The 3,260-nt window shown below is 48.1% G+C and carries 2 protein-coding genes; both read left to right on the top strand.

The genetic code is table 11. The features are described 5' to 3' along the window. Nucleotides 1-154: 154 nt before the first annotated feature. Nucleotides 155-2,755 (top strand): ATP-dependent chaperone ClpB, encoded by a 2,601-nt coding sequence (gene clpB / locus AC4E7D_RS13155; RefSeq protein WP_490174245.1) that lies wholly within the window; start codon nt 155-157, stop codon nt 2,753-2,755. Between the two features lie 121 nt (nt 2,756-2,876). Next, a partial coding sequence (locus AC4E7D_RS13150) for a TetR family transcriptional regulator (RefSeq protein WP_490174244.1) occupies nt 2,877-3,260 on the top strand: 384 nt, incomplete at its 3' end.

Genomic DNA, 3,260 nt, shown 5'->3' with positions numbered 1-3,260 from the left:
TATTATTTCTTCCAGTTATTATACCCCTCGTGATTCAACTGCCGAAATGTCCTTAAAACTAGGGAATTACAAGACATTTTGTCGGTTTCACCCACTTGGTAAGGTTGTTGACCTATCGGGATAAAAACTCAAAGTAAAGGAAAATATAGGAGAAATGAATATCAACACATTTACCATAAAATCACAGGAAGCCATACAACTCGCACAGCAGATTGCGCAGGGGTATGAGCACCAGCAGGTGGAAAACGAGCACTTGTTCAAGGCCATTGGAGAAGTGGACGAGAACGTGCTTCCCTTCCTCATGAAAAAGCTCAATGTCAATACCGGGATCCTAGGAGATATCCTGGAAAAGGAATTGGAACGGTTCCCAAAAGTATCGGGAGCTGACCTTATGTTCTCACAGGAAGCCGGTAGAACCCTGAACGAGGCCAATCTGATAGCGAAAAAGATGCAGGATGAATATGTTTCCATTGAACACCTCCTGCTCGCTATATTCAAATCAAAGAGTAATATTAGTCGGGTCCTGAAAGACCAGGGCGTTACTGAAAAGGACCTGAAAGCTGCCATTCAGGAACTACGCAAAGGAGGGAAAGTCACTTCTCAAAGTGCAGAAGAGACTTACAATTCCCTGAACAAATACGCCAGGAACCTCAACGACCTGGCAGATAAGGGAAAACTGGACCCCGTCATTGGACGTGATGAAGAAATCAGAAGGATCCTCCAGATCCTTTCTCGCAGGACCAAGAACAACCCCATGCTGGTTGGTGAGCCCGGTACCGGGAAGACAGCGATTGCGGAAGGCCTTGCCCACCGGATTGTACAGGGGGATGTTCCTGAAAACCTCAAGGACAAGGTGATCTACTCCCTGGATATGGGAGCCCTTATAGCCGGTGCCAAATACAAAGGGGAATTTGAAGAACGGCTCAAAGCCGTGATCAAGGAAGTAACTACTTCCGATGGCCATATCGTACTCTTTATAGACGAGATACACACCCTGGTGGGTGCTGGTGGTGGACAGGGCGCAATGGACGCCGCTAACATCCTGAAACCTGCACTGGCAAGGGGGGAGCTCAGGGCCATTGGAGCCACTACCCTGGATGAATACCAGAAATATTTCGAAAAGGACAAGGCACTTGAACGTCGCTTCCAGAAAGTGACTGTTGACGAACCCGATACGGAAAGTGCCATTTCCATCCTCAGGGGACTGAAAGAAAAATACGAGGCACACCACAAGGTCCGGATTAAAGATGAAGCTGTAATTGCGGCCGTGGAACTCTCACAGCGGTATATTACCAATCGCTTCCTGCCGGATAAAGCGATCGACCTTATGGACGAAGCGGCCTCCAAACTTCGCATGGAAATCAACTCAAAACCCGAGGAGCTGGATGTGCTCGACCGGAAGATCATGCAACTGGAGATCGAGATTGAAGCCATCAAGCGGGAGGACGATCAGGCAAAACTCAAGGCACTGAACATTGACCTGGCCAACCTCAAAGAAGAACGGAACGACATCTTTGCCCAGTGGGAAAGCGAGAAATCCGTAGTGGATAATATCCAGAAGACCAAACAGGATATTGAGAATTTCAAGCTGGAGGCCGAACGCGCTGAACGCAATGGCGATTATGGCAAAGTGGCCGAGCTGCGCTACGGGAAGATAAAAGAGGCCCAGGGCAAACTGGACATCCTTCAGGCCGAATTGGCCGAACAACAGCAAGCCGGCACCCTGATCAAGGAAGAAGTGACCAATGACGACATTGCTGAAGTAGTGGCCAAATGGACGGGCATTCCCGTAACCAAAATGTTGCAAAGCGAACGGGAGAAATTGCTGAAACTGGAAGAAGTACTACACAAAAGGGTCATCGGACAGGAGGAGGCTATAGAAGCGGTCTCTGACGCCATTCGAAGAAGCAGGGCAGGTTTACAGGATGCCAAAAGGCCCATAGGTTCCTTCCTGTTCCTGGGGACAACGGGGGTAGGAAAAACGGAATTGGCCAAAACCCTGGCTGCCTATCTCTTTGATGACGAGAATGCAATGACCCGTATCGATATGAGCGAATACCAGGAACGGCATGCTGTAAGCAGGCTGGTTGGGGCACCTCCGGGATACGTAGGGTATGACGAAGGTGGACAACTCACAGAGGCCGTTAGGCGCAAGCCCTACTCCGTAGTGTTGCTGGATGAAATTGAAAAAGCCCACCCGGACACCTTCAATATTCTGTTACAGGTATTGGATGAAGGCCGCCTGACAGACAACAAGGGAAGGGTAGCAGACTTCAAGAATACGATCATCATTATGACCAGCAACATGGGCAGCCATTTGATACAGGAGGCGTTTGAAAATAACCCGGATATGGAAAGTGCTTCAGAAATAGCACGCCTTGAAGTCCTGGGATTACTCAAAAAAACCATACGTCCCGAGTTCCTGAACCGTATCGATGATATCATTATGTTCACTCCTTTGAGCAAGAAAGACATAGTTGAGATCGTTAAACTGCAATTGGATCACCTGAAAAGCTTGGTAGCCAAACAACATATCGTAATTGATGCTACTGAGGAGGCGATTGCGTATCTGGCCGAGAAAGGGTTTGATCCCCAATACGGGGCACGGCCCATCAAAAGGGTAATTCAGAAAGAGGTGCTCAATGCCCTCTCCAAAGAATTGCTAAGTGGCAGGGTAAAGGCCGAAAGCATCATACTGCTCGACAGTTTTGATGATGGCCTTGTGTTCAGAAATCAGAACGAGCTGGTACAATAGGACTAAAATAAAGCCCTAAAGACAGGTGCCTACAGTGAAATTAAACTACAGGCACCTTTTTTTTGTATCCTATACCATTCCGTATATAGTTTTTATATATTCGTAGAAAATTGCCGACCCTATGCCAACCAAAGCCGAACGAACCACTGCATTCATCATTGAGACTGTGGCACCGCTTTTCGTTAAGCACGGTTATGTTGGCACCAGCATGAGCGACCTTACTGAAGCAACAGGGCTCACCAAAGGGGCGATTTATGGCAATTTCGAAAACAAGGAATCCCTGGCTTTGGCCGCTTTTGAGTTCAGTTCAGAAAAATTGCTCAACGCTATTGATGAGCAGCTGAGTGTCCCCGGGAATGCCCTGGATAAAATCTTCTCACTCACCAATTTTTACAAGACCTATGACGAGTTTATGGAACAACTCGGCGGGTGTCCGGTATTAAATGTAGGTGTTGATGCCAATCACAACAATGCGCAGCTGGCGGCTGCGGCAAGGGAGGTAGCA

This window comes from Lentiprolixibacter sp., assembly GCF_982873095.1.
This window is presented reverse-complemented; position numbering and strand designations above follow the sequence as displayed.